The organism is Candidatus Defluviilinea proxima (genome assembly GCA_016721115.1).
GTDB classification, from domain to species: domain Bacteria; phylum Chloroflexota; class Anaerolineae; order Anaerolineales; family Villigracilaceae; genus Defluviilinea; species Defluviilinea proxima.
Window position 1 is genome coordinate 2275143 of sequence record JADKIW010000001.1, and the last position, 23944, is coordinate 2299086.

Sequence of the window (23944 nt, forward strand, 5' to 3'; positions counted from 1 at the left end):
TTTACTCTGGAGGAATGGTTATGGAATGGTTGTCGTTTGATTGGGTTTCACAGCCCGAAGCTTGGGTTGCTTTGATTACCCTGGTTGTGCTTGAACTTGTGTTGGGCGTGGACAATGTGATCTTTATTTCGATCTTGGCGGGGAAACTGCCAGAAGCGGAACGTGATCGCGCTCGTATGACCGGCATTTCGATGGCGGTTATTACCCGTATTTTGTTGTTGCTTTCCCTTTCATGGATCATCAGTTTAGAAGAGCCGTTCTTTACCCTGCCTTTGCTTAACGTCGGCATCTCAGGCCACGACTTGATTCTGCTGGCGGGTGGTTTGTTCTTGTTGTGGAAGAGCGTGCATGAGATCCATGATAAGTTGGAAGGCGTGGAAGGACATGCCTCTTCCAAGGTGTATGCGTCGTTCTGGAGCGTCATCATCCAGATCATGCTGCTCGATATTGTCTTCTCGCTTGACTCAGTGATTACTGCTGTGGGTATGGCCAATGAATTGATGATCATGATCATTGCTGTGGTCGTCGCGGCTGGGGTGATGATCTTTGCTTCTGGCCCCATCGCTCATTTTGTGGAGAAACACCCCACGATTAAGATGCTGGCTTTGTCCTTCCTGTTGTTGATCGGTTTCACCCTGATCGTCGAAGGATTGCACCAACATATTCCGAAGGGATATATTTACTTCGCGATGGGCTTCTCGATCCTTGTGGAGTTGCTTAATTTGCGTATACGTGAGAAATCAGCTCATCCAGTCAACTTGCGGGATGCGTATATAGTGGAGAAGGCTCCAGCGGCGGCTGTGCCAGTGCAGGCAAAGTCGGTTGCCAATAAATCCAAGCCCAAATCGAAGGGTAAGAAGCGCTAATCCATACTGTTGCAATACAATTGTTATATTCCCGGTGTCACCCTAGGAGTAATCTGAGGGTAACACCGGGAACTTTTTTAATTTGAGAATCATCTTCTGTATGGTTATAACGAAATGGAGGTTTCGATGAACACCAAAAAAATATTACAGTCTTTTGTTCTTATGGCAATGTTATTTGCCACGTTTGCAACTACATCCTCGGCCTATGCGGCGGCTGGATGCGGTTCCAGCGTCACCGTCGTAAAAGGCGACACGTTGCGCAAGATCGCTGAGCGTTGTGGCACGACCGTCTCGGCCCTGCAACGAGCGAATCCCGAGATCGGGTCTGGCAATCTGATCTATCCGGGACAGGTCTTGCAGTTGCCGGGTACCATTCTCGGTACCGATGGTGGATATTTCGTCTATGTTGTTGCTCGCGGTGATTCTCTTAAAGGTTTGGCAACCCGCTTTGGCACCACTATTGACATCCTGCTTGCCGACAACCCGGAGATTACAAATAGAAACGTGATCTACGAAGGACAGCAGATCAAGGTCTATGATCATTCCACTACACCCCCGCCACCACCGCCCCCTTCTTCTGGACAGACCTACTACGTGCAGAAAGGTGATACCCTGCGGAAAATCGCGGCAAAGTTCAACACATCGGTTGATGCGATCCTTCAACTCAATAATATTGCTAACCCCAATGTGATCTATGTTGGTCAGGCCATTACACTTCCGGCGTACATCTCCACCTACATCGTTCAGAAAGGCGATACGCTCAAGATCATTGCCAATCGATACGGAACGACCGTTGAGAAGTTGCTCGGGCTGAATCCCACGATCAAGAATGCGAATGTGATCTATGTCGGTCAGGTAATCACTCTTTGGTAAAGCGCAAATTCGATAAAAGCAGGACGTGCCTTTAATGTGCGTCCTGCTTTTTCGTTTAATTCAATCCCTTGTATAATTCTGTCCATGCAAATCCCCGAACTCATTATCACTGAAATGGAACTGCGCCGTAATAACGGCGACCGTGGTTCTCGAAAATATATTGCCTATAATGGAATCGTCTACGATGTGACCGATTGCCCGAGATGGCGCCTTGATTTACACGAGAGACTGCACTTCCCCGGGCAAGATCTCACATCCGAGCTTCCTGATGCGCCGCATGAGGAAGATGTTTTTTCAAGACCTTGTGTGAAAATCGTTGGGAAACTGGAATCCAAAGTCTCCTGATTTTGGAAATCTCTAATTCAAGGAATCAATCTATGTCAAATCTCAAGTGGTGGCAGACTGCAGTCTTTTATCAAATTTATCCGCGTTCGTTCGCCGATGGAAATGGCGATGGTATTGGCGATTTCAGAGGCATCACCGAAAAGCTGGATTACCTCGCCGACCTTGGTGTAGATGCCCTTTGGCTCTCACCTCATTTCCCATCTCCCAATTGGGATTGTGGCTACGACATTTCCGATTACATGAACGTTGCGCCTGAATACGGAACTTTGGATGACTTCAAACATTTCCTTGCCGAAGCGCACAAACGAAATTTACGCGTCATTCTGGACCTTGTCCTGAATCATACATCCGATGAGCACCCCTGGTTCCTTGAATCAAAATCCAGCCGCGATAATCCCAAAGCGGATTGGTACGTCTGGGCCGATACACCACCGAATAACTGGCAATCCTGTTTTGATGGCGAAGCGTGGACGTATTCACCTGAGCGCGATCAATACTATTATCACTATTTCATGAAGCAACAGCCTGACCTCAATTGGCATAATCCTCAGGTCAAACAAGCCATGTGGGATGCGGTCCGTTTTTGGCTTGACCTTGGCGTGGATGGCTATCGCCTCGATGCCATCGGCACTATTTACGAAGACCCTAACCTTACACCACACACTGTCCCGATGGATTTAGCGCAATTACGTCTTGCCTCTGAAACTGCAAAGACCCCTGCCGAGAAAAAGAAAGTCGGAAAATACTGGGAAGAGATGTTCAAGAATCAAGTGGAACAACCCGGCGTGCATGAACTAATGAAAGAATTGCGTGCCGTTCTGAATGAATATGACGGTGACCGCATGTTAGTGGGCGAGGATGATCACATTGAATTTCACGGCAATGGTGACGATGAACTACAACTCGTCTTCAACTTCCCTCTCATGCGGACAGCACGCATCACTCCTGACCATATTCGGCGCAACCAAAAGGAGCGTTTGACTCAACTGGAAGCGCTTCCTGTTAAAGGCTGGCCGTGTAATACGCTTGGTAATCACGATACATCCCGTGTTCATACAGCGTTTGGTGACAAACAACATGATGCTGACTTGGCACGCCTCCACGCCGCATTGGTGTTGACTCTCAAAGGGACTCCTTTCCTCTACGACGGCGAAGAGATCGGTATGACAGATCTCATCATCACCGACCCGACCAAATTGCGCGACACGATGGCAACCTGGTATTACGGCAGATTAATCAATGAACTCAAAATAGAACCAGCCGAAGCCGCCTTACTTGCTGCCAAAATGTCTCGCGATAAGAATCGTACACCCATGCAATGGTCTAACAATCCCAATGGCGGATTCTCTCCCTTTGGCGTGGACACATGGCTTCCTGTTAATCCGAACTTTAAAGACGGCATCAACGTCCGCGACCAGGGACATAACCCAAGCTCACTTCTTAATTACTACAAACACCTTTTACGTGTTCGCAAAAATACGCCTGCCTTGATCGAGGGCGAATATATCCCGCTTGATAAGACAGCCAAGGAACATTTCTCTTTTCTTCGCCGTTCTAGTCAGCAAACAGTTTTAGTTGTATTGAACTTCTCCGAAGCAAAACTCGAATTGAATTTCTTGCGGACAAAAGAATTCAAAGGTAAAAGTTTGCACCTTCTATTTTCCAGCGCCACCCGCTCCAAAACGGACTTGAATCCTCAAGACCTTAACATCAGCTCTTTCGAAGCGTTCATTGCCGAAGTGAAATAATATCCGTCATTGTGAGCGGAGCGAAGCAATCTCAAACTTCCATACTTATGCTTCAAAAACAAAAATCCCGCCCAAAACAATTCGTCACCCTCTGTGGACGTATCTTCCGTGATACGGATTCCGCTTACTTCCCTCGTACCGAATATCGCGGACGAACGATCCTGCTCTGCACAGACTCATGTCTTGGTGCGTTCCTTGCCGACCCTGATATCTTCTACAAAGCCCATCGTAACTCGGAGAAACATAAAAATGTGGAAACCCGGTGACATTGTTGCATGGAGGGGAATTGCTGGAAACCGTCCATGGCATATTGTGTCAGCAATCGTTGTTGCCGATAAACCTAATGAGATTGTAGTGACGATTCTCCCTGGCGCTGAAGGCATTGCAGAGAAGACCTACGCCATGGGTATGGGGAAACATGGCAATCGCCGTTGGGATTTCACGGAACATGATTGGGTCCTCGGTAGTTTCGCATGGCATACCAATCGCGTGTTGGCTATTGTGGAACCGGAGAAATATTATTCCATCATGCTTTTTTGGCATCACGAGCGTAATGAATTTTTGGGGTATTACGTCAATTTTCAAACCCCTTATATGAGAAGTCATTGTGGAATTGACACTTTAGATCTGGATCTTGATATTGACATTGATCCAAGCTTTGGCTTCAGGTGGAAGGATGAGGACGATTATCAAAAAGCGATTGATCACGGCTTGATAACTTCCGAATGGATTCAGGGTATCGAAACCGCAAAGCCAGAGATATTTGATAAGCTTGAAAACCGCCACTATCCCTTCGATGGTTCCTGGTTGGATTGGAAACCTGACCCGAATTGGTTACCGCCCAAGTTGCCTGAGAATTGGGATAAGATCTAAAAACTTGAGTTTGTCATGCTGAGCGAAGCATCTTTACCATCGCAACAGAGACTCTCACCTGCACTTGCGTGCGGTGCAAGTGTCGGTTGCAAAGAACGCTCCCTCAGAGTGACATTAATTGATTTTACCGGTTGGAGCAACCATGATCACCCCTCAAAAAGCAATTCAATATGACCGATACGAATTCAAGAAGTGGGAACATCACGATGCAGAGACTATTGTTGAGACTCCTGTTTCGTTAACGGTCAATGGCAAGGTCTGGTTGACGTTCATGTGTACGCCGGTCCATCTGGAAGCATTGTCAGTGGGATTTCTGTACAACGAAGGCATCATCGAATCCATGAGCGAAGTGGTGGATGCACGCGTCTGTGAGCATGGCGATAACGTGGACGTATGGTTGAGTCACGATGTGGAACAACCTACCTCATGGCGAAGGACTTCTGGTTGCACGGGTGGCATGACGGCTGTGGATCTTCTAGCGAAGCCCAATGTCTCTTTTGATGGAGACAGGCTTGAGGTCCAGCCGGAGGCGATTGGGAACTTAGTGGAGATGCTGTTTGATGCGCAGTCTTTGTATCGTGAGACCGGCGGAGTCCATACATCCGCGTTGAGCGATGGGGAGAAGGTTTTGTTGTCAGCAGAGGATATTGGCAGACACAACACGCTCGATAAGATCGCGGGGTTGTGTTTGATGAACAACGTCTCGCCCGAAAAACGGATCTTGATCACGACCGGGCGTATCAGCTCCGAGATGTTGCAAAAGGCTGCGCGGATGCAGACACCGATTTTGATCTCGCGCACATCGCCGAGTTCGCTTTCCATTGAGATGGCGGAGCGATATGGCATTACGTTGATCGGGTACGCGAGGAAACATCGTTTCAATGTGTATTCGAACGCGCAACGGGTTGGAGTAAATGGGTGATGATTTAACTGGTATGATGTGATTAAGATAAAGTCTAATGCGCTAATAAGGAGGTTTGTATGGACTTGAGTGCCTTTTTGTTCTTTTTTATTGTCGTGCCTTTTGTTTTGATAAATTTCACAAAATATCGCAAAGAACGTATGAACTCTGACGAGCAATTGCAGGCGTTGTTGAAAGAAAACAACTTGTTGCTCAAAGAGTTGTTGGTCTCATTGAAAAACGATTAAGTATATTCTGGAAAATCAATGAATACTTTTCAAGTAATGGCAAAGTCATTACTTGTCTGATGTTTGTTGTTTCCTTTTGGTAAAATCCCTCGCATGTCACTACGAGCCTTTCTTCTTTCTTTTTTCATTTTTCCCGTCATTCTTTCTTCCTGTTCCTCTTCCTCGTCGAACGTATATCCAACTTACGATCCCTTCGCGACGGTGGCCGCTACTAACGCCATGCCGCCTCCGCAAGAGGGTGTGGTCATTCAATCCACCGGCACACCTCGCGGACCTGCTCCTACGCGTGCATCTATTTCTGTTACTCTTCCGCCGCGTAACCCTAACAGTTCGTTGGTCACCCCAACGGCTGATGCCCCTCATCCGCTTCCGCCGCCACGCGAGTTTGTTGACCAGTACACGGTTCAAGCCGGTGATACGCTTGGCAGTATCGCTCAACGATATGGCATCGGCCTCGCGGCGTTGTTGCAGGCTAACGGATTGAATGAAACGAGCGTCCTTTCTGTGGGGACGGTGCTCAATATCCCTCCTGTTGTTACAGACCCGAACCCCGGCTCCTCGTTTAAAATCATCCCTGATTCTGAATTGATCTTTAGCCCTTCCAGTATTGGGTTCGATATTGATGCATTCGTTCAAAGCAAGGGCGGGTATCTTGCAAGTTATTCTGAAGATGTGCATGGCGAGATCTTGAGTGGTTCGCAGGTCATCATGCGTGTGGCGCAAAATTATTCGGTTAGCCCGCGCCTGTTGTTGGCTGTGCTTGAATATCGAAGCGGGTGGGTGACGAATCCTGTGCCCTCAAACGTCAATTATCCTTTTGGTTATCTCAATGATTATTCGGCCGGGTTGTATCGTCAGGCAGTGTGGGCCGCCGATAGCTTGAGCCGCGGATATTATCTCTGGCGCGTCAATGCCATCTCTACTGTATCTTTGAATGATGGCACATACGTTCCGCTTGCACCGACCATCAACGCCGGTACGATGGGTGTGCAATATCTTTTTTCATTGTTCAATGATCGTATTACTTGGGATCAGGATGTTAGCGCGCTTGGACTCTTCCAAACGTATACACTGTTCTTTGGTTCGCCCTTCGACTATGACATCGCGTCTCTTCTTCCCTCGAACCTGATTCAGCCTCCGATGCAACTTCCCTTTGAACCCGGCGTGACCTGGGCATTCACCGGCGGCCCGCATGGAGGTTGGGATGCCAGCTCAGCTTGGGGTGCGCTCGATTTTGCACCGCCGCTCGAAGGCATGGGATGTGATACGAGCAATCTGTGGGTGACGGCGATTGCCGATGGGTATATTGTCCGTGCGGCGAATGGGGCAGTGATGCAAGACCTCGATAATGATGGATACGAACAAACGGGTTGGAATGTCCTTTATATGCATATTGCAGAAGATGGACGTGTGCAACCGAATACGTATGTATATGCGGGTGATCGTATTGGGCATCCATCTTGTGAAGGCGGCATATCGAATGCCACACATCTTCACCTTTCTCGTAAGTACAACGGTGAATGGATCTCGGCCGACAGTAACCTGCCTTTCAATCTTGATGGCTGGATTTCCAGTGGCAATGGCATTTACTATGATGGGTATCTCACACGCAATGGAATTACTTTGCAGGCTGAGGAAGGCGTCTTCGAGGGCGTGAACCTGATCTCACGATGAGTATGGAGTCAGGGAGCTCGTGTGCCCGTTAGGGTATGCTCCCGCCATAACAACTCCATACACTATACTCGTCCACATCCTGCATTAATCTACAAAGGTATAATCACATCGGACATCTTGTGAAAAGAAGCATCGTTTTTCTCGTTCTTACATCCGTTTTATTATCTTCATGCGTTGGGAATACGTCATTGTGGGGGCAATACCCAACGCCTACGCCGATAGGATGGATTCCAGAAACATCCACGCCTGCGCCGGATGTTTTTATTCCTGATACCCCTATCCCGACTCCGATCAATATCGTTGCGCCAACCGCAAGCCCAACGCCCACAGCCCTTGCCAATTTTGTGCCGAACGAAGCTGCCACGCAACCGTCGGCTGATATAGCACCGACTATCGATGGAAATTCGATTCTGTACTACGCTCAAAGCGGGGATACGCTTCCAGCAGTAGCAAGCAGGTTTGGGGTCGATGCGAACGAGGTCACGTCCCCAAAGATATTGCCTGAGACCGGGCTGATCGATGTGGATACACTCCTCATCATCCCTGACAGTCTTGATAAAGCTATTTCATATACGCCGTCAACGCGCTTCATCCCTGATAGTGACGTGGTGTTCTCTGCCACAGCGATCGATTTCGATATTGAAAAATACGTTAAGGATGCAGGTGGCTACCTTTCGAATTATCGTGAATATCTCGGCACTACGGCATGGACGTCTGGCCCGCAAGAGATCAAACGCCTTGCGTATGAGAACTCGATCAACCCACGCCTCATCCTTGCTTTGTTGGATTATGAAGCGAATTGGGTGCGCGGTAAGCCTGAGAGCAAGTTCCGCACAGATTATCCGATGGGGCATGAGGATTATCATAACTTGGGGATGTTCGGCCAAATGGCCTGGGCTGTTGACCAACTTTCCATTGGCTATTATGGCTGGCGCAAAGGAAGCCTCACAGAATTGGTTTTCAATGACGGTAACAGACTTCGTCTTGACCCAACTCTCAACGCCGGCACAGTAGCTGTGATGACGTTGTTCTCGCGCCACCACAGTTTGAACGAATGGCTTCGCATCATGGATGTGAACAGCGGGTTTCCCTATTTCTATCAAAACATGTTTGGCGACCCGTGGGCACGTGCTGATACATTGAATAACCTCTTTCCCCCCGGGCTGGCCCAACCGACAATGACATTGCCCTTTGAGCGCGGCCGTACGTGGGCATATACTGGTGGCCCACACGGAGCATGGGAGGCGAATGGTCCGCTTGCCGCGATAGATTTTGCGCCAGAGGGTGATAAGCCCGGTTGTTATACAGCGAGTTCGTGGGTTGTAGCAATCGTCTCAGGGCTGGTGGTGCGATCAGAGAATGGTGTAGTGGTTGTGGACATGGATGGGGACGGCTCTGAACAAACCGGGTGGAATGTGATGTACTTGCACATTGCAAATAAAGACCGCGTACCGCTTGGTCAGTGGGTGGAGCAGGATGGCCGGATCGGCCATGCCTCTTGTGAAGGCGGCGTTTCCACAGGCACGCATGTACATATTGCTCGCAAATACAACGGCGAATGGATCATCGCTGACGGCCCTATTCCGTTCGTGCTTGATGGTTGGCGCGTGGTTGACGGTGATAAACCGTATCAGGGGAGTTTGGTTCGAGACGGTGAAAGCATCAAAGCCGATATCTATGCACAAGCCTGGTCATTGATCACACGTAAAGATGATGAATAAAAACTCTCGGGTGATAGTCACTTTTAAAATGACTATCACCTTATTTGCCATACTCATTTCCTCCTGCGCCTCGCGCGAATCAACCAGCAGTATCGAGAATATGATCACGCCGCTCGCGCCGACGCCCGTGCCTGCACCTACTTCCGGCAGGCCTGCCTATGCTCCCGGCGAGCTTGTGGATTACACAGCACAGAGCGGTGATACATTGCTCGCGCTTGCGACTCGGTTCAACACATCTGTTGCACAGATCTTGGAAGCCAACCCGATCATTCCACGTGAAGCCACCACCATGCCGCCCGGCATGCCCATGAAAATTCCCGTTTACTATCTTCCATTATGGGGTACGGCCTATCAAAGTATCCCGGATGATGCTTTCGTCAATGGGCCATCGCAGATTGGCTTCAGCACGTCCGCTTTTGTTGAGGCGTCTTCGGGATGGTTGAAAAACTATCAGGCCTATGCTGGCGGAAAAAATCGTAGTGGCGCTGAGATCGTTGAGTACGTTGCGGCCAATTACAGCGTCAGTCCGCGCCTTTTGCTGGCGGTGCTTGAATATCAGGGTGGCGCATTGACGCAACCTGTTCCAATGATAGACGAATACATGCTCGGTTTTCGCCGCTCATATTACGAGTCGCCATACTTGCAACTTGTCATTGCGGCGAACATACTCAACAACGGATACTATGGTTGGCGCTCCGGTATGTTGACCGAGTTTGACTTGACCGATGGTTCCGTCACAAGGCCTGACCCCTGGCAAAATGCAGGATCAGTAGCTTTACAATATTATTTCTCGAGAATCTATTCTGGAAGCGAATATTACGCCTCTATCGGACCCGATGGGCTGGCTCGTACATACTCAGACCTTTTCGGCAATCCATGGCAGGATTCCGCTCCTACGATCCCTGGTAGTTTGCAACAACCTGCACTTCGATTTCCGTTTTTGGCAGGGAATGCCTGGTCGTATACGGGCGGCCCACATACGGGGTGGGGCTCCGGCCAACCGTTTGCCGCAGTGGATTTTGCTCCCGCATCAAATTCTCACGGTTGCTTTACCGCGCCTTCTGATCTTTATGCAGTTGCGATGGCAGATGGATTAGTTGTCCGCTCCAGCATAGACGGCATTGTTATTGACCTCGATAAAGATGGCGATGAACGGACAGGCTGGGCTTTATTCTATTTGCATTTAGCGACGAACAAACGCGCAGGTGTTGGCACGGAAGTGGTGGCAGGCCAGCCGGTAGGTTACCCCTCTTGCGAAGGTGGCTCTTCTACAGGGACACATGTTCACATTGCGAGAAAATATAACGGCGAGTGGATCCTTGCAGATGGCCCGCTTGCTTTTGAGTTTGAAGGCTGGGTGGTCCACAGTGATGGCAAGGCGTACAAAGGCACACTCAAGCGTGGTCCGCTGACTGTGGAAGCTTGTGATTGTGGTGACGCGGGAAGTCAGATCGTGTCGGGTCTTCCGTAAAGATACTTGACGTCACCCGTCTGCTCTAACAATCCTGTATTCTAAAATTACAGTTTTTCTTCAATAATGGGGGTTACGAATTTTTCGAGCATCTTGCTGTTGATCCCGCCAACCCATTGCAAGCGGATCGTTCCATTACGGTCAATGACAAATGAACTGGGCAGATTCAATGTTTTGAATACCTGTTCTGTTGCTGTGTAATTGAGGTCAATCCAAACGGGGAAGGTGAGACGGTAATCTTTCACGAATTGAATGACTTCTGGAGCGGGGTCGCCATCGTTGATGGCAATGATGATGAAACCATCCTCTTTATGTTTGTTGTAATAGGCATCGAGTGTAGGCATTTCGTCTTTGCAGGGTGGGCACCATGTGGCCCACAAGTTGACGAGCACGACCTGTCCTTTGTAATCGGCGAGGGAGTGAGTAATGCCTTGGGTGTCGGTCAGAGTCAGTTCGGGGGAAGCATAGTTCACTTGTGCTGGAACAGCTGAAAGGTCAGATTGAGCCGAAGGGTTTTGTAAAATAAAATATCCGGAAGCGGCGATCAGGATAAGTCCCAATCCCAATAAGATTAGTGGTGTGGTTCGTTGCATGTGATGTGTTTCCTGTCCATTTGATGCACAATATTGAGAAAAGTATACCTCTGCCGGTGATGGTCATGTTAAATAAGGATAAACGTCATTGAAAAGATGATGTTTGCCACTAGGACGAACCATCCCTTAAAAGTTAAGATGTTTCAATGGTTGTAGATTTAGAGTTAAATCCTTTGTTTCGTGGTATTGATAGTAAGCACCTTGGTCTCCTTCGACCGTTGTTCGAACGTGTCGCGTTCCGTGCGGGCACGACGGTGATCGAGCAAGGCGCAGTAGCTGATTTTATTTATTTGATCGAGAATGGTGTAGTGGCGATTACCTACAAGCCGTATGATGGTGAGCCTATCACGATCACACACGTAGAAGTAGGCGGCTTGTTTGGGTGGTCTGCTTTGGTGGGAAGTCACAATTACACTTCATCTGGTGTTGCAGTAGAAAGCCTTGAGACGATCCGTATGCGTGGGAGTGATCTGCGTACGTTGTGCGCGGAACATCCCGAGGCGGGTAAGGCGATATTGGATCGGTTGGCAAGTGCCGTATCTTCCCGTTGGAAGGATGCGCATGAGCAGGTGAAGTCTATTCTGGAGAGCGGGATAAAAAGTTGATTTGAATAATGCCGGGGAGGCAGGTAACGAAAACGGGATGGAGGTTTTTCCATCCCGTTTTTGGTTAAGAATATATCAATTGGTGTTTCCCTGTATTTTTGCCACTGAGACACAGAGTTCGCAGAGATTTAAAAATTTTCGTGCTCAGCAGATTGTTTTATTACTCCGACGATTTGCTCCTGAAGAAGCGCAGGATGAGGAACCCGCCGATGATAATGAGCAGGGCAGGACCGACATAACTGGAAATGCCAAGCGCTGGGACGAGTAACGCGCCAAACAGTAAAAGGATGACAGCGGGGATATAAGCCCATGAGCGGCTATCTCCGCCGGGAAGTAGGGCAACGAGCAAGAAGGTCAACCCCAGCCCAATGAAGAAGATGCCGCCCGAATCGACGCCTGAGATTTCATCGAGCACTGATACAACCCCGAGCGTGAGCAGAACACCGCCAGGGATGATGGCCCACCATCGCGTTCTGTCAGTGAAGTAAACCCACAGGAAGGCAAAGCTGATCCCCGCAAAGAAAACCAGTCCGCTCAATGCGTCCAGAGGTTTAGGTAATATGGATGCGACAGCCATGCCGATGAGTGTAAAGCCCGGGAACGCGGCCCACCAATTCCTTTGCCCATCTACAAACAGCAAGTAGACGAAGAACACACCGACTGCGCCCCAGATCAAACCCCAGAAGATACCGCCGGCATTTCGGATGATGCCCATCGCATCCAACAGAGAAAGGATGCCGCCGAATAGGAGCAATCCGCCAAAGATCAACCGAGGATCATATTTTCGTATCATGATGTTTTCCTTACTTGACCGTGATCGAACCCAACCCGGCTTCTACATTGATCTCGGCGCGGTTGGGGTTGGTATCGTAGTCAGCAGATTGATACATGCGCGAGTCCAGTTGGGGGAAGCGGCTTGTGTTCACGTTCATCGAGGTGAGTCCCTCTTTGATGCGGACGCGCGCCGAAACACCGTCAGGGACGCGAATGTCGATCGAGGCCGCACCAGCTGAAAGGTCCAAAATCGACGCGCCGCGTGCAGGCAGGGTCACACTTGAGTTGCTGGCGCCGGTTTGCAATCTGATCTGTGAGGCGAGTACATTTGTCAGATCCATATCCAACTGACTTGCACCTGTCTCCACATTGATTGTGGCTGGGACTTCCTGACTCAATTGAAATCTCCAGACGCCATCATCAGGCCCAACGAACGGGACGAAAGACGCGCCCGCTTCAATACGGACATCGAGCTTGTCTCCGTCCAATCGAGAGGTGTCTTTCATCCCAGTGGCAGATGAACCTACCAAGGCTTTGCCTACTGGTGCGCCACCTTTGATCTCGAACTGACCTGCGCCGTGTGCAAAACTATAGCGAACGCTTTTTGCGTTTTGCAGTGCAATATCGAATTGTTCTGCAGATTGTTCAGGTTTCCAAAAGACATTCAAGATCATCCAGCCACCGATGAGGATCAGTGCCAGCGGCCAAATGTAAACGAAGACGTTCTTGATAATGCCTTGTTGTTGGAGGAAGAACAGCCCGCCCAAAAGAATGAGCGCAACTCCCCAAAAAATGTTATCGCGTTTCATTGAGTCGCTCCTCTATTTCCTCGCATAAAACCGCGTGCGAGAATATACAGACCCAACAAAATGAGAACGATGGGCAGGCCATATTCTCCAAGGATCGAAAGCCCACCGAAGAATGTGGCAAAGATGAGGAAGAGTACCGCGCTGGTGACGATGAGTCTCAGCCCGTGGCCGATATTCCTGCGGGTGTTCTCACCGAGCAAACCCGCCAGAATGGAACCGACACCCACGAAGCCGGGGATCAACGTCCACATGTAAGACCAGGAGGCGAAGTTACCGGTCTCATTCTGGTAATACAAAATGCCACCGACACCCGCCACAATGGAGGCAGGGACAGCCATGCCGGGGGAACCCGTGAGCAGGCCGATGAAGAGGATGAGAACGCCTGCGCCGATGGTCCACATCGGCCAGGAGAAGTTGAGGTTGATCCATTTTTCAAGAGCGGGCACCTGGCGAACGGCCAAAAGCCACCCGCCGACCGCAAGAAGGATGAGACCGAGAGCAAGACTGGAACGATTTTGTTTCATGATGATTCTCCTTGTGAAAATCCAAAAGTAACTATTAATATTGTACGCCCATGTGTGGGAAAAGTTTCATGTTTCTTGAAACTTGTTTTGAGAGAACTTTACTTTGTGATGTCTTGTAGCGCGAACCAACTTCCCTTGTGTTCTGGGTGTTCTGTCTCGACTAAGATCCGCTTCGTCACTAAGCTGGAAATTGCCCTTGTGACGAGTTCCTTTTTCCACCCGAACAGTTTGACAGCGTCACGTTCCTGCGCCGCGCCCACAGATTGGAAATAGAGTTCCACGAGTTTTGCACGTGCTTCGCCTTCGCCGATCTTGCGTGCCTGCTCGGGCAACTCAGGGAAGTGGCGCGGAACAAGTTGGTAAATAAACGAATACTTCCATGCGCCTGCCTGCGATACACCCACGGGCAATATCTTGAAATCGGACTGTAGATATTCGAGTGCCTTGTTGAACTCTGAATCTTTTGCGTTGGATAACTTGGACGCTTTGCGCAAGTCCAATGTATTCATCGCCCCTTCGTTGAGAAGCACCTCGTAGACTTGTTTCGCTGACTGCGTCATGCGCCCTTCTTCGTATGTCAGCAGGTAATCTTCTTCGGGCGAACCGTAGTTTTCTGAGAGCGCATAAAAATAGGGGGCCACGTCGAGCGAGATCATGGTTGCTTTTTTGCGAAGGATCTTCGCGTAGTACCAGATCTTTTTATCAAGCGCTCCATCTTTCCACCCCCACGTGATGTGACCGGGGTCATCGTGTTTATCGGCGACGGGTCTGTTACCGGCAACGGCTGTCCATAGACTGGGCATGTCGATGCCAGCGATGGGCCAGAAGAAAATGAATCCGCGTTGATCCACGAATTTCAAAGCTTGGGCGGGAGATGAAAGCCTTTTAGACGGAGGCAGGTTGAAGGTCCGTGTGCGATGCGTGTTGAGTTTCTTGATGTCAATTGTGGGCATGTGACGATTATAATCTCCTACTATGCGAGTCTTATTTATATTCATGGACGGAATCGGTTTAGGCGAAAACGATCCAGAGACAAATCCGTTGGCGCGCGCGAAGATGCCGAACTTGAATGCGTTGCTCGATGGACGGTCACTGCTGAAAGAGTCCGCGCCGTTTGTGGGGGAACATGCATCACTGCTCGCCATTGACCCGAACGTGGGCGTGGACGGTTTGCCGCAATCGGCAACGGGACAGGCGATGTTGTTGACGGGTGTCAACGTTTCGGCGGAGATCGGGTATCACTATGGGCCGAAGCCGAACCCTGAAGTGGCCGCGTATTTGAACGGCGGCACGCTGTTCTCGCGTTGTGTGGAAGCGGGCAAGAAAACGACTTTGCTCAATGCGTATCCGCCGCGTTACTTCGATGGGATCGATTCGGGCAAGCGCAATTATTCGTCCATCCCGATGGCAGTGACGAATGCGGGCCTTGAGCTTTTTCGGCACGAAGATTATTTTGCTGGCCGCGCCCTCTCGGCAGACTTCACTGGTGAAGGCTGGCGGACGATGCTTGGCTTCCCCGATGCACCCTTGATGGAACCGCATGATGCAGGACGTAAACTTGCATCGCTTGCGATGGAGTACGACTTCTCTTTGTTCGAGTATTGGGCAAGCGATTATGCCGGTCACAAACAGCAAATGGGCACGGCAGTGGGATTGATGGAGGCGTTTGATGGGGTGATTGGTGGATTAGTGGAAAGTGGAAAGTGGGAGGATGAGTTGTTGATTGTGGTGACTTCCGATCATGGAAACATGGAAGATATGTCCACACGCAGGCACACGGATGCAATGGTCCCTGCCTTGGTGATCGGGGAGAAGAACGCGCGGGAGGAGTTTACGCACGATATGAAAAACATCACAGATATTGCCCCAGCGATTTGGAAAGCGGTGGAGAACCACTAATTAATTCTTGGCAATCAATCAAATTAGGCGTATAGTATGAACAATTGCGGGAGAAATTCCGTATAAGACTCCATATGGGCGTCATCTACGGAAAATGTCCGCATAAGACCCCAAATCAGCGTCATATACAGAAAACATCCGCATAAGACCCCGTAGGGGGTGGTTATACGGAAAGTTTCCGTCTAATACATAGTTGGGCGCTGGGTCATACATTGAGAATTTATGAGCATTCCTTCTAATATTGCACTAGTCAACGCATTTGGGAAAGCAGGGGTAGACTATTTCAATTGTAAAGAGCAATTGATAAAGTCTCATCCAAGCTGGAATCAAGACAGTGACGCAAGAATATCTGTTTTCTCAAAATGCGCCAATGTATTTGGAAGTGTAAATTTAGGAATGAACTTTATTATGCTCAACTTGACAAGTGATGAGTGGTGGCAATCAAAATCCGAACAAAAAATCCCTGATGAACTTATCAAGCATTCAATACATGAGTTTGATGTTTTCCTAAAAATCAGCTTTTTTCATTTGTTTTTTTCTTCCATTGAAAGTTCATTTAGAGCTATCGTTCAGGCACTTGACCCACAAGCATGTAACAATGGAAAAAGCGACTTCAAAAATCTGTATTCTTGGTTATTAAGCAGGCTAAAACTTTCAAGGTGGAATAATTTATTGGACCTGTTGCGTTGCATCCGAAATACTATTCACAATAACGGGATATATTTCCCTAAAAGCGGAAAAAATGAGAAAATCTCTTATAAAGGAATTGACTACAATTTTGTTGTAGGAAGTAAAATTGGTTTTACATGGGAACAACTTTTAGAGTTTACAAGTGATGTCAAAGACATGCTTCGCGAAATAATTGAAAGTCCAGAAGTGGCTTCACATGCGAGTGTTGGAGATCCGTTTGCCCAATAATCTTAAGCATTAAAAGCGCCCAACAAAGCGTGCACCTGACGCTGGGGATTCTGCGCAAATCTCAAACAGTTTTCTGCGCCTTATCATTTTTCTGGTTGGACGGCTTCGCCGTCCCCGCCCCAGCGCAGGTAACGCAAACCGTTGGCTTGCCCCTTGTATAAAATGAGTAAAAATATGCCAAAATCAAGTCGCAGTATACAAAAAATAATAAACCCAATATACAACTACTCTGCTTGGGTCTTTTCTGTATTTTTTATTATCGTTGTGCTTGTTTTCGTCACTCAATATTTTCAAGGTGAGTTGAGTAAATGTTTCACTCCAACTGTTCTTGCGTTTAGCGTGTTAAACTTAATCACGCCATTGGTCGCCAACTATTTATACAAGACCTTTTCGTCACTGCAAAATGCAGTTAGTACTTTAACAGAGACAAATCAGAAAAAATGGTTTTCACAACAGGAATCATTTATCTTTGGTGTCAATACTGGCTCTGTCGCTACTGCAATATTCTTGGCTATCTGTGGTGGAATACTAAATTATGGCATGGTGGGATGTGTCTGGACTGGCATCGCAAAATTTTTCTACTTCTTACATGTGATTGTGCTTTTTGGTGCGCTGGGAGTGTTAGGTTGGGCATACTGGGGAATATTACTGTTTTTTTATCGGTTACAAAACCTCAAGTTAAATCCACAACCATTTCAAGCAAAAAAAGACGAGTTTGAAGAAATAAGCACTTTACTTTTTGGAATATTTTCCACTGGCGCAATTTTATATATTGTAGCAATAACAGCAACTTGGATAAGTCCGCTTGTTGATTATCTTGAAGTGTTTATGCTTCAATATTTGATTTTTCCATTAGCAATCGTAATCGCAGGCTTTTTCATTTTAGCGCAACATTTTCTACATGAGATTATGAAGCAAAGCAAGAAGACTAGATTAAATAAAATCTTAGCATTCACAGTGAAACTTTACAATAAATGGGAAAAATCCCAATTATCCACTCACCGAACAGCAATTAATGATTTACTTTCATGGAAAGAGAAAATCGAAACGGAAAAAGATTTTCCTTTTAATTTTTTTACAATTGTATTCGTTCTAGCGGCTGTGTTTTTGCCGACAATAGCCTTATTTTTGCCAACAATAAAAACAATTATTAAGTTGTTTTGAATTCCAAAAGCAAGCCAACAAAGCGTGCACTGGACGCTGGGGATTCTGCGGCAATCTCAAGCAGTTTTCTATACCTTAGCATTTTTCCAGTCGGACGGCTTTGCTGTCCCCGCCCCAGCGCAGGTAACGCAAACCGTTAACCTTACAAAAATCGCATAAAGACTTAACTGCCGAGTAAGTACAAATACGGTGAGTAGGAATCCTCAAATGCTAACTACTGAACAAACCACCAAAGCAGAAAAACTATTATCCCTTCACACGAACGGACAACTTCTAATCCTGCCAAATATCTGGAATCCGATTGGGGCGCGGGTTTTGGAGAGCAAGGGATATCCTGCAGTAGCGACCGCCAGTGCGGCGATTGCCGAATCGCTTGGGTATGCGGATGGGGAGAATATTCGCTTTGAAACCATGCTGGAGATGTTGACCCGCATTGCGCGGAGTGTGGATGTCCCTGTCACGGCGGATATAGAAGCAGGATATGCCAGCACCGTAAGCGAACTCAAAGACTCGATCCATGAAGTGTTGAAAACAGGCGTTGTGGGAATCAATATCGAAGATAGCTTGGTCGAGGGCGTGTCCATGCGCTCTGTGCGGGAGCAGTGCGAACGAATTGCCGCTGTCCGTGAGGCGGCGGATCAATATGGCGTGCATTTGGTTATCAACGCCCGTGTAGACAGTTTCTTTTTGGATAGCCTGGGTGCTGGGCAAGAGAAACTTGAAGATGCTGTCGCACGTGCTAACGCGTACGCTGAAGCTGGCGCGGATTGCATTTACCCCATCGGCCCGGGTGACAGGGAGACGGTCAGCCTGTTACGTCAACGGATCGTTGTGCCGTTGAATATCCTTGCCACGCCCAATGCGGTCAGTTTGACAGACTTGCAACGGCTGGGCATTAACCGAGTCAGTTTTGGACCGTTCATCTTTCGGTCGTTGTTGGCGAAGTTTGTTCGCATCGCAGATGAATTAAAGGATTTTGGCCCGTATTCCGTTTTTGCTGAACAAAGTATGTCTGGAAAAGACGTGACGAAATTTTTGATCTCAGGAAAAGAGTAGCTTCTACACAAAACGCATAAAGACTTGGTTACCGAGCAGGCGTCCGTGTTGGGTGAGCCTTAAGACTTCCGAAGTCTCCGAGACTTCGGAAGTCTGTTTTTCAAGTAACCCCAACTTCAATAATTCATTGATTTCTTTACCGAACACATCCTGCATGGACTGTCCGAATCTTGTTTGGAATTCTTGAAACGAAACGCCTTCCTGCGTGAGGCGTAAGCCAGTCATCATGAACTCGGACATATCGTCTTTGGGAGTTTGTTTGTGTTGGTTGACTGTTGCGGGAGATAAAGGAAAAGTCTGACGGCTAATGGCTAATGGCTGAGTTAGTCGTTCGATATAGGTTTTGATTCGTAATACATTTGAGTAACGGTAGCCGTCTGCGTATCCGTGCCCGCCAGCGCCGAAGGCCAGATAGGGGAGTCCGCGCCAGTATTGCAGATTATGTTTGCAAGCAAACGACGATGGACGATAGACGATGGACGATAAATTGTCTAAGGTCGATTGTCGATGGTCATCCTTTGCCCAATTGGAAATCTCATATTGCACATACCCGTTCGCTTCCAATATTTCGCTCAGCCATTCGTACATTTCTGCGGCGAGATCGGGATCGGGAAGGGGGAGCATGCCTTTCGATGACCAACGTCCGAAGGGAGTGCCGTGTTCGAGGGTCAGTGCGTAAGCGGAGATGTGTTCGGGGTGCAGGTCGAGAATCCGCTGGACGGTGGTTTGCCATGTTTCGAGTGTTTGTTCAGGCAGACCATAGATTAGATCAAGGTTGAGGTTATCGAACCCTGCTTTGCGTGCGGATGTCACGGCTTCGATCACATCAATAAAGTTGTGCGCACGCTCAAGCATTTTTAATTCGAATGCGTTTGCCGATTGGACACCGTAGCTGATGCGGTTGATGCCGATCTCACGAAGCTGACATAACGCTTCGTACGTCACTGTGCCGGGGTTGGCCTCGATGGAAATTTCCGCATCTGGAGTCAAGGTAAAGGCGGAGCGAATGCTTTTGAAGATCGAGTCAAATTGGAGCGGGGAAAGAAGCGATGGCGTCCCTCCGCCGAAGAATATTGTATGAATCGTAGGGGACGGCAGCTGCCCGTCCCTGCGATTATGTCCAACGAATTCAATCTCTTTGCATAGTGCATCCACGTAGGCAGGGATCATGTCTTCTTGACCTGCGTAGGTGTTGAAGTCGCAATAGGCACAGCGGTGTGTGCAAAAGGGAATGTGAAAATAGAGGGAATAATTCATCAGTGTGATTATAGTGTATGACAAAAATAGTGACACTCAAAAGATTGACATTCTGTGATTCGATAGTATAAATACACCTAACAGAGTCTATTTCGAGGGCGCTTCGTCCGTTACTCAGGGCACACATCCTGTGGATCGGCTTGAAGTGAAAAGTTCGTGCCTTCGGATAGGTTCTTTATCTTTTTAACCCTATGGAGGTGTGAGTGAACGCGACTTTGAAATTAGGAGAGCACTTTATCTTTGATCTCTCCGACTGCAACCATGAGATTCTCATGGATGGTGAATTGGCATATTCACTGTTTGCGCAAGCTGTTCGTGAAAGCGGCTTGACGGTTGTGGATGAGGGCTTTTACAAGTTCAGTCCGCATGGCTTTACCTGTTTTTTGCTTCTCGCAGAGTCGCATGCAAGTTTGCATGCTTGGCCCGAACATAATTATTGCGCCATCGATCTGTTTACGTGTGCGATCGGCAAAGATATGATGCCGTTGATCACGCAGATCAAGAACGCTCTTGGCGCTGATAAATTTACACTGCGCAAGATTGACCGCGATGCCGAAATTGAAACCATGATGGCAGTGGCGGTGTAAGGAATGAGTATCTGGTTTACTGAAGAACTGCATCCCTATTATCGCAAAGGGATTCGCGTCAAACGTGTGTTGGCAGATGAACAAACACAATATCAGCATCTGCAATTCGTGGAGACCGAATTCTTTGGCAACGCGATGATCCTCGATGGCATCATCCAACTGACCGAGCGCGACAACATGGGCTATCACGAGATGATTGTGCATGTACCCATGTTGGCCGTTGGAAAGCCCAAGCGCGTGCTCATCGTCGGTGGCGGAGATGGCGGCTCACTGCAACAAGTACTGCGATATGACTCGGTGGAGGAAGCGGTGGTCTGTGAATTGGACCAACGCGTCGTGGATCTCTCTCGTGAATATTTCGCCGCCTCTTTTGGCGACCCGTGGGCTGATCCTCGTTCCAAGCTTCTCGTTCGGGACGCCTTTGGCTACCTCGAAGAAAACCCCGGTCAATTCGACGTGATCATCTCCGATACTACCGACCCCATCGGCATGGCGGAGCGGTTGTTCTCAGACGAGTTCCAAAAATTATTGGTACGTGCGCTGGCCCCCGGTGGGGCGGCCGCCACACAATGTGAACAGCCTTACTTCGACACCGCATTGATCAAAGAGATCTACAAGTCAGCCAAAGCGCTGACGAAGAATCCCGCGTATTACTACGCCAACATCCCCACGTATCCCGGCGGTGGGATCGGGTTCATGTACGTCTCAGACACTCCCTGGGAAAACGGATTGAAAACCCCATATCCGAAGGGCATCAATAATTATCTTAATCCTGAAATCCACAAGGCCGCCTTTGCCTTGCCGGAGTTCTTTAGAAGGGAACTTTATCAATGATCAACCTCCCGACAGAAATAAAAGAAAAGGCGGACTCTGAAACCGAATACTGGGGTGTTTCGTCCGCGATTGACCTATATGACTGTGACCTGTCCCTCATGCAGAATGCGGACGCGATCCGTGAGTTCGTTGTGCTTCTTTGTGACCGTATCAAGATGCGCCGTTATGGAGAGACACAAGTTGTGTTCTTTGGCGATGAGCCACGTGTGCAGGGATTTAGCATGACGCAACTGATCGAAACATCCCTGATCTCTGCGCATTTTGCCGATGCAAGCCGCGCTATTTACCTCGATGTGTTCAGTTGCGCGCCTTATGATTCACAAGATGCGGCAGAGTTCGCGGCAGAATATTTCAAGGCCAGCCGATATCAGTTGAACGTGGTACACAGGCGTTGATGCTGTGTGGAAGTTTTATGTCAAAAGCCTCAGGTTTCAAGCCTGAGGCTTTTATATATTTCATACAGGATGTTTACCCGATGCAAATGTAAGATTGCCTCTCCTGCCCCAATCTTGAAATCTAAAGGAGCAAAACATGGATCCCATTAAAGGTTTACATCATGTCACCGCTGTGGCGCGTGATCCACAACGGAATTTGGATTTTTATCGGAACATACTTGGACAAAGATTTGTAAAGCGGACGGTCAATTTCGATGCGCCGGATACGTATCACTTTTACTTTGGTGATGAAAACGGATCGCCCGGTAGTATCTTGACCTTCTTTGCATGGCCCAACACACGGAAGGGTGTACGTGGCAACGGTGAGACGAATGTCGTTGCTTATAACGTTCCTATGGGTTCGCTGGGATTTTGGCAGAGCCGTCTGGAGCAGAATGGCATCAAGACTGACCCCATCGAAGAGCGCTTCGGTGAAAAGGTTTTGCCGTTCAGTGATCCGGACGGAATGCGTGTGGAACTGGTGGAAGTCGAATCTCTGCCACCAGTCCGATTTTGGGAGGAAGGGCCGATTCCACGAGAATACGCTTTACACGGTTTTCACAGCGTCACCTTGTGGCTGGATGAGGTTGAACCGACGTCAGCGTTGTTGACGGATCAGATGGGCTATCAGGCTGCAGGTCAGGAAGGGAACCACTTTCGTTTCGTCGGCGATGTGAAGGAGTTGGGTCACATTGTGGACATCATCCAGCGTCCCGGTAAAGCACAGGCTGGGTTTGGCGCAGGCTCGATCCATCATATCGCTTTCCGTGTGCCGGGCGATGCGGAGCAGTTGGAGTATCGCTCAAAGATCCGTTCTGCGGGGTTTGGCGTGACCGAAATGATGGATCGCAATTACTTCCATTCGATCTATTTCCGTGAACAAGGTGGTGTGTTGTTCGAGATCGCAACCGATGCGCCTGGCTTCGCAGTGGATGAGCCATTTGAAACTCTTGGCGAGACGTTGAAACTGCCGGAGTGGTATGAGCCGAATCGTGAAGAGATCGAGCAAAGCCTTGCGCCGCTGAGGTTGAGAACGTTGGAGAAGGCGGCGCAATGACCCTGCCACATGCAGACCAGCCTGTGTATTCCGCAGGCGTTGACCTGGATAAGGCTGTTGCCGCGATGATCTTGATCCACGGGCGCGGCGCGGATGCAGGCGATATCCTTTCGCTTTCACAGTATCTCGATTTTCCCGGGTTGACCTATCTTGCGCCGCAAGCCGAAGGATATACGTGGTATCCGAACCGCTTTATCTTCCCGGTGGAACAGAATGAGCCGTATCTCTCCGGTGCGTTGGCAAAAGTGGATGGCATCGTCAAGCAAGCCGAAGCGCAGGGAATCCCATCTGAGAAAATATTCATCGGAGGCTTCTCGCAGGGAGCCTGCCTTGCCAGTGAATATGTCATTCGAAACCCGAAACGCTACGGCGGATTGCTCGTCTTTAGCGGCGGGTACATCGGACAATTGAACGCGTTGCGTGAGCCCTCCGGTGATTTGAGCGATACGCCTGTCTTCATCGGTTGCTCTGACATTGACCCACACATTCCGCTTCAACGCGTGCAGGAGACAACGTCCCTGTTGCGCGCAATGGGCGCACAGGTGGCCGAGAAGATCTACCCAAACATGGGGCATATGATCAACGATGATGAGATTGAGTCAGCTAGAACGTTGATGGAAATTGCGTTGAATTAAAACGAAGGGATTTTCAAAAACTTTAAACACTCGGCTATGGCTTGATTGCTTTCATTTGCTTCCCCCAAAAAAACAGCA

General features: G+C 48.7%; 25 protein-coding genes and 1 pseudogene. 20 read left to right on the forward strand and 6 right to left on the reverse strand.

Going from position 1 to position 23944, the window contains the following annotated elements; translation table 11 throughout:
• The first annotated feature begins 20 nt into the window (after positions 1-20).
• From IPP66_10550 to IPP66_10600, 11 genes are all read left to right on the forward strand, one after another.
• Positions 21-866, forward strand: a complete 846-nt coding sequence (locus tag IPP66_10550; GenBank protein ID MBK9925721.1) for a TerC family protein — start codon at positions 21-23, stop codon at positions 864-866.
• A 126-nt stretch (positions 867-992) separates the two neighbouring features.
• A complete protein-coding gene (locus IPP66_10555; protein ID MBK9925722.1) occupies positions 993-1739 on the forward strand; it encodes a LysM peptidoglycan-binding domain-containing protein in 747 nt (248 codons plus the stop codon).
• 114 nt (positions 1740-1853) lie between these two features.
• Positions 1854-2084 (forward strand): cytochrome b5, encoded by a 231-nt coding sequence (locus tag IPP66_10560; protein ID MBK9925723.1) that lies wholly within the window; start codon positions 1854-1856, stop codon positions 2082-2084.
• 32 nt (positions 2085-2116) lie between these two features.
• Positions 2117-3832 (forward strand): alpha-glucosidase, encoded by a 1716-nt coding sequence (locus IPP66_10565; protein ID MBK9925724.1) that lies wholly within the window; start codon positions 2117-2119, stop codon positions 3830-3832.
• A 47-nt stretch (positions 3833-3879) separates the two neighbouring features.
• The gene (locus IPP66_10570) at positions 3880-4098 is read left to right on the forward strand and encodes a hypothetical protein (GenBank protein MBK9925725.1); all 219 of its coding nucleotides are present in this window, start codon (positions 3880-3882) and stop codon (positions 4096-4098) included.
• On the forward strand, positions 4082-4705 hold the full coding sequence (locus IPP66_10575; protein ID MBK9925726.1) for a DUF402 domain-containing protein: 624 nt from the start codon (positions 4082-4084) through the stop codon (positions 4703-4705). The genes IPP66_10570 and IPP66_10575 overlap by 17 nt, the downstream gene beginning before the upstream one ends.
• A gap of 142 nt (positions 4706-4847) precedes the next feature.
• Entirely contained in the window at positions 4848-5627 is a 780-nt protein-coding gene (gene fdhD / locus IPP66_10580; GenBank protein ID MBK9925727.1) for a formate dehydrogenase accessory sulfurtransferase FdhD, read from the forward strand.
• Between the two features lie 59 nt (positions 5628-5686).
• Positions 5687-5854 carry a hypothetical protein gene (locus IPP66_10585; GenBank protein MBK9925728.1) on the forward strand — a complete coding sequence of 56 codons (168 nt, stop codon included), beginning with the start codon at positions 5687-5689 and terminating at the stop codon, positions 5852-5854.
• 93 nt (positions 5855-5947) lie between these two features.
• Positions 5948-7528 (forward strand): LysM peptidoglycan-binding domain-containing protein, encoded by a 1581-nt coding sequence (locus IPP66_10590; GenBank protein MBK9925729.1) that lies wholly within the window; start codon positions 5948-5950, stop codon positions 7526-7528.
• A 119-nt stretch (positions 7529-7647) separates the two neighbouring features.
• The gene (locus tag IPP66_10595; GenBank protein ID MBK9925730.1) at positions 7648-9249 is read left to right on the forward strand and encodes a hypothetical protein; all 1602 of its coding nucleotides are present in this window, start codon (positions 7648-7650) and stop codon (positions 9247-9249) included.
• 100 nt (positions 9250-9349) lie between these two features.
• On the forward strand, positions 9350-10720 hold the full coding sequence (locus IPP66_10600; protein ID MBK9925731.1) for a LysM peptidoglycan-binding domain-containing protein: 1371 nt from the start codon (positions 9350-9352) through the stop codon (positions 10718-10720).
• A gap of 47 nt (positions 10721-10767) precedes the next feature.
• On the opposite strand, the gene IPP66_10605 is transcribed toward IPP66_10600, so the two are convergent.
• Positions 10768-11313, reverse strand: coding sequence for a TlpA family protein disulfide reductase (locus IPP66_10605; protein ID MBK9925732.1), 546 nt, complete (start codon positions 11311-11313; stop codon positions 10768-10770).
• Between the two features lie 146 nt (positions 11314-11459).
• Between IPP66_10605 and IPP66_10610 the strand changes: the two genes are divergently transcribed.
• A complete protein-coding gene (locus IPP66_10610; protein MBK9925733.1) occupies positions 11460-11918 on the forward strand; it encodes a cyclic nucleotide-binding domain-containing protein in 459 nt (152 codons plus the stop codon).
• A gap of 160 nt (positions 11919-12078) precedes the next feature.
• On the opposite strand, the gene IPP66_10615 is transcribed toward IPP66_10610, so the two are convergent.
• The 4 genes from IPP66_10615 to IPP66_10630 form a co-directional block, all read right to left on the reverse strand.
• Positions 12079-12711, reverse strand: a complete 633-nt coding sequence (locus IPP66_10615) for a hypothetical protein (protein MBK9925734.1) — start codon at positions 12709-12711, stop codon at positions 12079-12081.
• Positions 12712-12721: 10 nt separating this feature from the next.
• On the reverse strand, positions 12722-13501 hold the full coding sequence (locus tag IPP66_10620; protein ID MBK9925735.1) for a hypothetical protein: 780 nt from the start codon (positions 13499-13501) through the stop codon (positions 12722-12724).
• A complete protein-coding gene (locus IPP66_10625; GenBank protein ID MBK9925736.1) occupies positions 13498-14025 on the reverse strand; it encodes a hypothetical protein in 528 nt (175 codons plus the stop codon). The genes IPP66_10620 and IPP66_10625 overlap by 4 nt, the downstream gene beginning before the upstream one ends.
• A gap of 98 nt (positions 14026-14123) precedes the next feature.
• Positions 14124-14978: a winged helix DNA-binding domain-containing protein gene (locus IPP66_10630; protein MBK9925737.1), complete on the reverse strand. Its 855-nt coding sequence runs from the start codon at positions 14976-14978 to the stop codon at positions 14124-14126.
• A gap of 43 nt (positions 14979-15021) precedes the next feature.
• Here IPP66_10630 and IPP66_10635 point away from each other — a divergent pair, with 43 nt between their 5' ends.
• From IPP66_10635 to IPP66_10650, 4 genes are all read left to right on the forward strand, one after another.
• Positions 15022-15924 carry a metalloenzyme domain-containing protein gene (locus IPP66_10635; GenBank protein ID MBK9925738.1) on the forward strand — a complete coding sequence of 301 codons (903 nt, stop codon included), beginning with the start codon at positions 15022-15024 and terminating at the stop codon, positions 15922-15924.
• Positions 15925-16146: 222 nt separating this feature from the next.
• Positions 16147-16842: a hypothetical protein gene (locus tag IPP66_10640; protein ID MBK9925739.1), complete on the forward strand. Its 696-nt coding sequence runs from the start codon at positions 16147-16149 to the stop codon at positions 16840-16842.
• Positions 16843-17016: 174 nt separating this feature from the next.
• On the forward strand, positions 17017-18006 hold the full coding sequence (locus IPP66_10645; GenBank protein ID MBK9925740.1) for a hypothetical protein: 990 nt from the start codon (positions 17017-17019) through the stop codon (positions 18004-18006).
• 207 nt (positions 18007-18213) lie between these two features.
• Entirely contained in the window at positions 18214-19062 is an 849-nt protein-coding gene (locus IPP66_10650) for an isocitrate lyase/phosphoenolpyruvate mutase family protein (GenBank protein MBK9925741.1), read from the forward strand.
• A 3-nt stretch (positions 19063-19065) separates the two neighbouring features.
• Here IPP66_10650 and hemW read toward each other — a convergent pair whose 3' ends face one another.
• On the reverse strand, positions 19066-20343 hold the full coding sequence (hemW, locus tag IPP66_10655; GenBank protein MBK9925742.1) for a radical SAM family heme chaperone HemW: 1278 nt from the start codon (positions 20341-20343) through the stop codon (positions 19066-19068).
• A 179-nt stretch (positions 20344-20522) separates the two neighbouring features.
• Here hemW and speD point away from each other — a divergent pair, with 179 nt between their 5' ends.
• The 4 genes and pseudogenes from speD (at position 20523) to IPP66_10675 (ending at position 23866) form a co-directional block, all read left to right on the forward strand.
• The gene (speD, locus tag IPP66_10660) at positions 20523-20906 is read left to right on the forward strand and encodes an adenosylmethionine decarboxylase (GenBank protein ID MBK9925743.1); all 384 of its coding nucleotides are present in this window, start codon (positions 20523-20525) and stop codon (positions 20904-20906) included.
• 3 nt (positions 20907-20909) lie between these two features.
• Entirely contained in the window at positions 20910-21740 is an 831-nt protein-coding gene (speE, locus tag IPP66_10665; GenBank protein ID MBK9925744.1) for a polyamine aminopropyltransferase, read from the forward strand.
• On the forward strand, positions 21737-22135 hold the full coding sequence (locus IPP66_10670) for an S-adenosylmethionine decarboxylase (GenBank protein MBK9925745.1): 399 nt from the start codon (positions 21737-21739) through the stop codon (positions 22133-22135). The genes speE and IPP66_10670 overlap by 4 nt, the downstream gene beginning before the upstream one ends.
• Before the next feature lie 136 nt (positions 22136-22271).
• Positions 22272-23866, forward strand: a pseudogene (locus tag IPP66_10675) (VOC family protein).
• The last annotated feature ends 78 nt before the right edge of the window (positions 23867-23944 follow it).

Excerpts from the sequence above, each read along its gene's own strand:
- IPP66_10550 (MBK9925721.1), top strand. The coding sequence starts at position 21 with ATGGAATGGTTGTCGTTTGATTGGGTTTCACAGCCCGAAGCTTGGGTT.
- IPP66_10555 (MBK9925722.1), top strand. The coding sequence starts at position 993 with ATGAACACCAAAAAAATATTACAGTCTTTTGTTCTTATGGCAATGTTA.
- IPP66_10560 (MBK9925723.1), top strand. The coding sequence starts at position 1,854 with ATGGAACTGCGCCGTAATAACGGCGACCGTGGTTCTCGAAAATATATT.
- IPP66_10565 (MBK9925724.1), top strand. The coding sequence starts at position 2,117 with ATGTCAAATCTCAAGTGGTGGCAGACTGCAGTCTTTTATCAAATTTAT.
- IPP66_10570 (MBK9925725.1), top strand. The coding sequence starts at position 3,880 with ATGCTTCAAAAACAAAAATCCCGCCCAAAACAATTCGTCACCCTCTGT.
- IPP66_10575 (MBK9925726.1), top strand. The coding sequence starts at position 4,082 with ATGTGGAAACCCGGTGACATTGTTGCATGGAGGGGAATTGCTGGAAAC.
- fdhD (MBK9925727.1), top strand. The coding sequence starts at position 4,848 with ATGATCACCCCTCAAAAAGCAATTCAATATGACCGATACGAATTCAAG.
- IPP66_10585 (MBK9925728.1), top strand. The coding sequence starts at position 5,687 with ATGGACTTGAGTGCCTTTTTGTTCTTTTTTATTGTCGTGCCTTTTGTT.
- IPP66_10590 (MBK9925729.1), top strand. The coding sequence starts at position 5,948 with ATGTCACTACGAGCCTTTCTTCTTTCTTTTTTCATTTTTCCCGTCATT.
- IPP66_10600 (MBK9925731.1), top strand. The coding sequence starts at position 9,350 with ATGATCACGCCGCTCGCGCCGACGCCCGTGCCTGCACCTACTTCCGGC.
- IPP66_10605 (MBK9925732.1), bottom strand. The coding sequence starts at position 11,313 with ATGCAACGAACCACACCACTAATCTTATTGGGATTGGGACTTATCCTG.
- IPP66_10610 (MBK9925733.1), top strand. The coding sequence starts at position 11,460 with ATGGTTGTAGATTTAGAGTTAAATCCTTTGTTTCGTGGTATTGATAGT.
- IPP66_10615 (MBK9925734.1), bottom strand. The coding sequence starts at position 12,711 with ATGATACGAAAATATGATCCTCGGTTGATCTTTGGCGGATTGCTCCTA.
- IPP66_10620 (MBK9925735.1), bottom strand. The coding sequence starts at position 13,501 with ATGAAACGCGATAACATTTTTTGGGGAGTTGCGCTCATTCTTTTGGGC.
- IPP66_10625 (MBK9925736.1), bottom strand. The coding sequence starts at position 14,025 with ATGAAACAAAATCGTTCCAGTCTTGCTCTCGGTCTCATCCTTCTTGCG.
- IPP66_10630 (MBK9925737.1), bottom strand. The coding sequence starts at position 14,978 with ATGCCCACAATTGACATCAAGAAACTCAACACGCATCGCACACGGACC.
- IPP66_10635 (MBK9925738.1), top strand. The coding sequence starts at position 15,022 with ATGGACGGAATCGGTTTAGGCGAAAACGATCCAGAGACAAATCCGTTG.
- IPP66_10640 (MBK9925739.1), top strand. The coding sequence starts at position 16,147 with ATGAGCATTCCTTCTAATATTGCACTAGTCAACGCATTTGGGAAAGCA.
- IPP66_10645 (MBK9925740.1), top strand. The coding sequence starts at position 17,017 with ATGCCAAAATCAAGTCGCAGTATACAAAAAATAATAAACCCAATATAC.
- IPP66_10650 (MBK9925741.1), top strand. The coding sequence starts at position 18,214 with ATGCTAACTACTGAACAAACCACCAAAGCAGAAAAACTATTATCCCTT.
- speE (MBK9925744.1), top strand. The coding sequence starts at position 20,910 with ATGAGTATCTGGTTTACTGAAGAACTGCATCCCTATTATCGCAAAGGG.
- IPP66_10670 (MBK9925745.1), top strand. The coding sequence starts at position 21,737 with ATGATCAACCTCCCGACAGAAATAAAAGAAAAGGCGGACTCTGAAACC.